Consider the following 7372-nt stretch of genomic DNA (forward strand, 5'->3'; position numbering starts at 1 on the left):
AGCGGCCTTGGCCGCGATGGGGCTTGCGGGCATGCATTCGCGGCCGAGGCCGCTCCCACAATCCATGCCGACACCGGACACCAGCGCGGTTGCAACATCCATGCCCCGGCCTTGCAGCCCTCGCCACGTGCGCGCGGGCTTCTGTCTGGCCGGTGGCCTTGCGCGCAGCGTGCACCAATACGGTGCTCCGGGGCTGTACGTCAGATGACGTATGCGCTTACGTCATGCTGCGTATACCCCGGCGGGAGGGGCGACCGCATTCTTGCGGCGAACCCGGAGCAGACCTGCGCAGACAGGCCGGCGACGACCCAACCGCACGAGGAGCACGACGATGGATGCACAACCGACCCGACTTCTACCCCGCCGGCTGGCGCTGGGCGCCGCCGCGCTCTCGCTGCTGGCTGCCAGCGTGTTCAGCCAGGGCGCCATGGCCGACAGCGCCAACACCACCGGCCTGGCTGTGACCGACACCGAGGTGACCGTCGGCCAGCTGCACTCGGCCACCGGCACCATGGCCATCTCGGAAACCGGTTCGATCCAGGCCGAGCGCTTGGCCATCGAGCAGATCAACGCCTCCGGCGGCATCCTCGGCCGGCAGATCAAGGTGATCCAGGAAGACGGCGCCTCCGACTGGCCGACCTTCGCCGAGAAGGCCAAGAAGCTGCTGGTGGGCGACAAGGTCGCCGCCGTGTTCGGCTGCTGGACCTCGGCCTCGCGCAAGGCGGTGCTGCCGGTGTTCGAGAAGGAGAACGGCCTGCTCTACTACCCGACCTTCTACGAGGGGCTGGAGCAGTCGAAGAACGTCATCTACACCGGCCAGGAGGCGACCCAGCAGATCCTCGCCGGCCTCGACTGGATCGCCAAGGAGAAGGGCGCCAAGACCTTCTACCTGATCGGCTCCGACTACATCTGGCCGCGCACCTCGATGAAGATCGCGCGCAAGCACATCGAGAACGTGCTCGGCGGCGAGGTGGTGGGCGAGGAGTACTACCCGCTCGGCAACACCCAGTTCGGCTCGCTGATCAACAAGGTCAAGCTGAAGAAGCCCGACGTGGTCTTCACCGCCGTGGTCGGCGGCTCCAACGTCGCCTTCTACAAGCAGATGAAGGCCGCCGGCGTGACCTCCGCCAAGCAGAACCTGCTGACCCTGTCGGTCACTGAGGATGAGCTGCTCGGCATCGGCGGCGAGAACATGGAAGGCTTCTACGCCTCCATGAAGTACTTCCAGAGCCTGGACAACCCGAACAACGCCGCCTTCGTCGAGGCCTTCAAGGCCAAGTACGGCAAGGACGCGGTGATCGGCGACGTGACCCAGGCCGCCTACCTCGGCCCGTGGCTGTGGAAGGCTGCGGTGGAGAAGGCTGGCAGCTTCGACGTCGACAAGGTGGCCGCCGCCTCGCCGGGCATCGAACTGACCACCGCCCCGGAGAGCTACGTGAAGGTGCATGACAACCATCACCTGTGGAGCAAGACTCGCATCGGCCAGGTGCAGAAGGACGGCCAGTTCAAGGTGGTCTACGAGTCCGGCCTGATCGAGCCGAACCCGTTCCCGAAAGGCTACCAGTAAGCGCTGGCTGGGGTGGGGCCTAGTCCCTCACCCCAGCCCTCTCCCATCGGGAGAGGGAGCAAAGGGCGCCGCCGCTTGGCGTCGTGTCTTCCAGTGGCTACGTACAACCCCCTCTCCCCTCGGGAGAGGGCAGGGGTGAGGGCTGAACCGCTCTCGCCATTCTTCCCGCCAGGAGACCATCAACATGGAATGGCTATCGGAATTTGGTGCCATCGCGGCCATGCAGGGCTTCAACGGCTTGTCCGTGTTCTGCGTCCTGCTGCTGATGGCTCTGGGGCTGGCGATCATCTTCGGCCAGATGGGCGTGATCAACATGGCCCACGGAGAGTTCCTCACCATCGGCGCCTACACCACCTTCGTGGTTTCCTCGCTGACCGAACAGTACGCCCCGGCCTTCGGGCCTTACTACTTCTTCTTCGCCATCGCCCTGTCCTTCGTCATCGCCGGCGCCATCGGCTGGCTGGTGGAGTGGGCGATGATCAGCAAGCTCTACCACCGGCCGCTGGACACCCTGCTGGCGACTTGGGGCCTGTCCCTGGTGATGCAGCAGGCGTTCCGCTCGATCTTCGGCGCGCGCGAGGTCAGCGCCACCCTGCCGGAGTGGCTGATGGGTTCGTGGAACCCCACCGAGGCCATCGACATCCCGCGCAACGGCCTGTTCGTCATGGGCCTGACCATCCTCCTCACCGCCACCATCTTCCTCATGCTGTACCGCTCGCGCTGGGGCCTGCAGGTGCGCGCCACCATGCAGAACCGGGTGATGAGCCGCGCCGTGGGGATCAACACCAAGCGCGTCGACCGCATGACCTTCGCCCTCGGCTGCGGCGTGGCCGGGGTGGCCGGCGCGGCCTTCACCACCATCGGCTCCACCGGCCCGACCGCGGGCGGGTTGTACATCGTCGACACCTTCCTGGTGGTGGTCTTCGGCGGCGCGGCCAGCCTGCTCGGCACCATCGCCTCGGCGTTCACCATTGCCCAGGCCCAGTCGATCATGGAGTTCTTCATGAGCGGCTCGATGGCCAAGGTGCTGACCCTGTCGGCGGTGATCCTGATCCTGATGATGCGCCCGCAGGGACTGTTCTCGATCAAGGTGCGCAAATGAGCGGCAACGCTGTCACCCCTCTCCCGTCGGGAGAGGGGCCGGGGGTGAGGGGCGGGCTCCGCGCTGCCGCCATCTCCCTCGCCCTGACCCTCTCCCAGGGGGAGAGGGAACGTTCAAGCATGAGGACCCGCAGATGAACCCGACTCTCGACAAACTCCTGGGCGGCAAGCAGGGCGCCATCGGCCTGGCGGTGCTCGCCGTGCTGATCCTGGTGGTGTTCCCGCTGGCGCTGGACGCCTTCCGCCTGAACATGGTCGGCAAGTATCTGACCTACGCCTTCGTCGCCGTCGGCCTGGTGCTGTGCTGGGGCTACGGCGGCATCCTCAGCCTCGGCCAGGGCATCTTCTTCGGCCTCGGTGGCTACTGCATGGCGATGTTCCTCAAGCTCGAGGCCTCCGACCCGGAGAGCACCAAGATCCAGTCCACCCCCGGCATCCCGGACTTCATGGACTGGAACCAGATCACCGAGCTGCCGATGCTCTGGCAGCCGTTCCACAGCTTCGGTTTCACCGTGCTGGCGGTGATCGCGGTGCCGGTGCTGCTGGCGCTGGTGATCGGCCTGACCATGTTCAAGCGCCGCGTCGGTGACGTGTACTTCTCCATCGTCACCCAGGCCATCGCGCTGATCCTCACCGTGCTGATCATCGGCCAGCAGGGCTTCACCGGCGGGGTCAACGGCATCACCGACCTGCGCACCCTGATGGGCTGGGACATCCGCACCGACGAGGCCAAGCTGATCCTGTACTTCGTCAGCGCCTTCCTGCTGTTCGGCTGCATCCTGCTGGCGCGCTTCATCATCGCCTCCAAGCTCGGCCGCCTGCTGCTGGCCATGCGCGACAAGGAAGAGCGGGTGCGCTTCTCCGGCTACGACGTGGCCAGCTTCAAGATCTTCGTGTTCTGCGTCGGCGCCGCCTTCGCCGCCATCGGCGGGGCGATGTTCACCCTGCAGGTTGGCTTCATGTCACCGAGCTTCGTCGGCATCGTGCCGTCGATCGAGATGGTCATCTTCGCCGCCGTCGGCGGGCGCCTGTCGCTGCTCGGTGCGGTGTACGGCGCGCTGCTGGTCAACTTCGGCAAGACCTACTTCTCCGAGAGCTTCCCCGAGCTGTGGCTGTACCTGATGGGCGGCCTGTTCATCGTCGTGGTGATGTACTTCCCCAACGGCATCGCCGGCCTGTGGGACAGCCACGGCAAGCGCTGGCTGGCACGCCTGATGCCGGCGAAGAAGGTGCCGGCTGTGGTCGAGCCGCCGGCCAGGCCCATCGCCAAGGCCGCACCCACTCCCGAACTGGAGACCACCCCATGAGCCCGAATCCAACCGGCTTCCAGATGCCCAAACCGGTACTGGCCATCGAGGGCCTGACCGTGTCCTTCGACGGCTTCAAGGCGGTCGACGACCTCAACCTGTACATCGACCGCAACGAGGTGCGCGTGGTCATCGGCCCCAACGGCGCCGGCAAGACCACGGTGCTCGACCTGATCTGCGGCAAGACCAAGGCCACCGCCGGCAGCATCCAGTTCGAGAACCGCGAACTGACCAAGATGCGCGAGTTCGACATCGTCCGCGCCGGCGTCGGGCGCAAGTTCCAGAACCCGTCGATCTACGAGAACCTCACGGTGTTCGAGAACCTGGAGATGTCCTACCCGGCCGGGCGCAAGGTGTTCGGCGCGCTGTTCTTCAAGCGCTCGCCGGCGGTGATCGAGCGTGTCGAGCAGGTGGCGGCGGAGATCATGCTCGGCGAGCACCTGCACATGCAGGCGGACCTGCTCTCTCACGGCCAGAAGCAGTGGCTGGAGATCGGCATGCTGCTGATGCAGGACCCGCAGCTGCTGATGCTCGACGAGCCGGTGGCCGGCATGAGCGTGTCCGAGCGGGTGGCCACGGCCGAGCTGCTCAAGCGCATCAGCCAGGGCCGTTCGGTGCTGGTCATCGAGCACGACATGGAGTTCGTCAAGAGCATCGCCCACAAGGTCACCGTGCTGCACCAGGGCAAGGTGCTGGCCGAGGGCAGCATGGACGCGGTGCAGAGCAATCCCAAGGTCATCGAGGTGTACCTGGGGCATTGATCCCGTGTGCCGAGGCTTCCACCGGCCGTAGGGTGCGCCGTGCGCACCGCCGGATACGCAATGGTGCGCACAGCGCACCCTACGTAGGAGTGACATCCATGTTCCAGATCAGCAACCTCGTCTCCGGCTACGGCCAGAGCCAGATCCTCCACGAACTCAACCTCGACGTGGCGAAGAAGGACATCGTCGCGGTGATGGGCCGCAACGGCATGGGCAAGACCACCCTGTTCAAGAGCCTGATGGGCGTGCTGCCGCAGTGGGGCGGGCAGATCAGCGTCGACGGCCGGGACATCTCCAGGCTGGAAACCCACCAGCGCGTCGAGGCCGGCATCGCCTACGTGCCCCAGGGGCGGATGATCTTCCCCAGCATGACCGTGCTGGAGAACATCCAGACCGGCCTGCCGGCGTCGGCCAGGGGCAAGGTGCCGGACGACCTCTACGCGCTGTTTCCGGTGCTGCAGGAGATGCGCCACCGCAAGGGCGGCAACCTCTCCGGCGGCCAGCAGCAACAGCTGGCCATCGCCCGCGCCCTGGCCACCAACCCCAAGGTGCTGCTGCTCGACGAGCCGACCGAGGGCATCCAGCCGTCGATCATCAAGGACATCGCCCGCACCCTGAAGGAGATCCGCAACCTGCGCGACCTGACCATTGTCGTCTCCGAGCAGGTGCTGTCCTTCACCATGGAAATCGCCGACCGCTTCCTGGTCATCGAGAAGGGCAAGTTCGTGGTCGAGGAGGCGCGCGACAAGGTCGACGAGGCGACCATCAGCCGCTACCTCTCCGTGTGAAGAGGCACCCCGCGTAGCCCGGATTCCGTCCGGGCCGCAAGACAGACTCCCCCGTTTTACGGCCGGCGTGTTCTCCATGCGCCGGCCGCTTTTTCGCGCCCGCGCAAAAGCGTCGCAAGGCCCGCCGTTGCTGGCGCCGGCCATACGTCATCCGACGTATTTCCCGCCTCGCCGCGCTCCCCGAGACTGGCCACCGTACCCCGGCGCACAGACGCCAGGCACCCACCACTGGTCCCAGGAGCACTGTCATGACCGATACCCTGATCAAGGTCGACCTCAACCAGGCCGCCACCGAGAACGAACAAGTCCACAACCGCTGGCACCCGGACATCCCGATGGCCTGCTGGGTAAAGCCGGGCGACGACTTCATCCTGGAAACCTACGACTGGACCGGCGGCGCGATCAAGAACGACGACGACGCCAGCGACGTGCGCGACGTCGACCTGTCCACCGTGCACTACCTGTCCGGCCCGGTGGGTGTGCATGGCGCCCAGCCGGGCGACCTGCTGATCGTCGAGCTGCTCGACATCGGCGCCAAGGCCGAATCGCAGTGGGGCTTCAACGGCTTCTTCTCGAAGAACAACGGCGGCGGCTTCCTCACCGACTACTTCCCGTCCGCGCAGAAGTCGATCTGGGACTTCGAGGGCATGTTCACCAAGAGCCGGCACATCCCCGGCGTGCGCTTCGCCGGCCTGATCCACCCCGGCCTGATCGGCTGCCTGCCGGACCCCAAGATGCTCGCCGAGTGGAACCGCCGCGAGCAGGAGCTGATCGACACCAACCCGACCCGCGTGCCGCCGCTGGCCAACCCGCCGTTCTCCTCCACCGCGCACATGGGCAAGCTCACCGGCGCCGCCCGCGACATGGCCGCCGCCACCGGCGCGCGCACCGTGCCGCCGCGCGAGCACGGCGGCAACTGCGACATCAAGGACCTGTCGCGCGGCTCGAAGATCTTCTTCCCGGTCTATGTCGACGGCGCCGGCCTGTCGGTGGGTGACCTGCACTTCAGCCAGGGCGACGGCGAAATCACCTTCTGCGGCGCCATCGAGATGGCCGGCTGGGTGCACATGAAGGTCGAGCTGATCAAGGGCGGCATGGCCAAGTACGGCATCAAGAACCCGATCTTCAAGCCCAGCCCGATCGTGCCGACCTACAACAACTTCCTGATCTTCGAAGGCATTTCGGTCGACGACGCCGGCAAGCAGCACTACCTGGACGTCAACTTGGCCTACCAGCAGGCCTGCCTCAACGCCATCAACTACCTGACCAAGTTCGGCTACTCGCCGGCCCAGGGCTACTCGCTGCTCGGCTCGGCGCCGGTGCAGGGACACATCAGCGGCGTGGTCGACATCCCCAACGCCTGCGCCACCCTGTGGCTGCCGACCGACATCTTCGAGTTCGACATCAACCCCAGCGCGAGCGGTCCGACCCAGTACCTGGACGGCAGCATCGACATGCCCATCGCCTACGACAAGTGAGGCCGGCACGCATGGCGCCGTAGGGTGCGCCGTGCGCACCGAATTTATCGAGGAACGCTGCCATGCCGATCTACGAATACGACTGCCCGCACTGCGGCGACTTCACCATGCTGCGGCCGATGGCCGAGCGCGACACCCCCTGCGCCTGCCCCTACTGCGAGACAGAAAGCGCGCGGGTGATCCTCAGCGCCCCGGGCCTGGCCACCATGCCCGGCAGCCAGCGCCGCGCCATCGAGACCAACGAGCGCTCGCGCCACGCGCCGCAGACCCTCGAAGAATACAAGACCAACCGCAAGCACCCGGCCGGCTGCAGCTGCTGCGGCCCGAGCAAGCCGGTCGAGCGGACCAAGGCCAACCCCCACGGCCTCAA

At 66.2% G+C, this 7372-nt stretch carries 7 protein-coding genes; all 7 read left to right on the forward strand.

Annotated elements, in window-relative coordinates; translation table 11 throughout:
* Nucleotides 1–331: 331 nt before the first annotated feature.
* Nucleotides 332–1567, forward strand: a complete 1236-nt coding sequence (gene urtA / locus N7640_RS22380; protein ID WP_279905748.1) for an urea ABC transporter substrate-binding protein — start codon at nt 332–334, stop codon at nt 1565–1567.
* 184 nt (nt 1568–1751) lie between these two features.
* Nucleotides 1752–2669, forward strand: a complete 918-nt coding sequence (gene urtB / locus N7640_RS22385) for an urea ABC transporter permease subunit UrtB (RefSeq protein ID WP_220811620.1) — start codon at nt 1752–1754, stop codon at nt 2667–2669.
* A gap of 133 nt (nt 2670–2802) precedes the next feature.
* Entirely contained in the window at nt 2803–3975 is a 1173-nt protein-coding gene (gene urtC, locus N7640_RS22390; protein ID WP_279905747.1) for an urea ABC transporter permease subunit UrtC, read from the forward strand.
* Nucleotides 3972–4736, forward strand: a complete 765-nt coding sequence (gene urtD, locus N7640_RS22395; RefSeq protein ID WP_279905745.1) for an urea ABC transporter ATP-binding protein UrtD — start codon at nt 3972–3974, stop codon at nt 4734–4736. Before urtC ends, urtD begins: the two co-directional genes overlap by 4 nt.
* A gap of 98 nt (nt 4737–4834) precedes the next feature.
* Complete coding sequence (gene urtE / locus N7640_RS22400; protein WP_279905744.1) at nt 4835–5524, forward strand: urea ABC transporter ATP-binding subunit UrtE; 690 nt, start codon at nt 4835–4837, stop codon at nt 5522–5524.
* Between the two features lie 248 nt (nt 5525–5772).
* The gene (gene fmdA, locus N7640_RS22405) at nt 5773–7002 is read left to right on the forward strand and encodes a formamidase (RefSeq protein ID WP_279905743.1); all 1230 of its coding nucleotides are present in this window, start codon (nt 5773–5775) and stop codon (nt 7000–7002) included.
* 62 nt (nt 7003–7064) lie between these two features.
* On the forward strand, nt 7065–7372 hold a 308-nt coding region (locus N7640_RS22410), incomplete at its 3' end, for a zinc ribbon domain-containing protein (RefSeq protein ID WP_279906235.1).

Source organism: Pseudomonas sp. GD04015, assembly GCF_029837675.1.
Taxonomy (GTDB): domain Bacteria; phylum Pseudomonadota; class Gammaproteobacteria; order Pseudomonadales; family Pseudomonadaceae; genus Aquipseudomonas; species Aquipseudomonas paralcaligenes.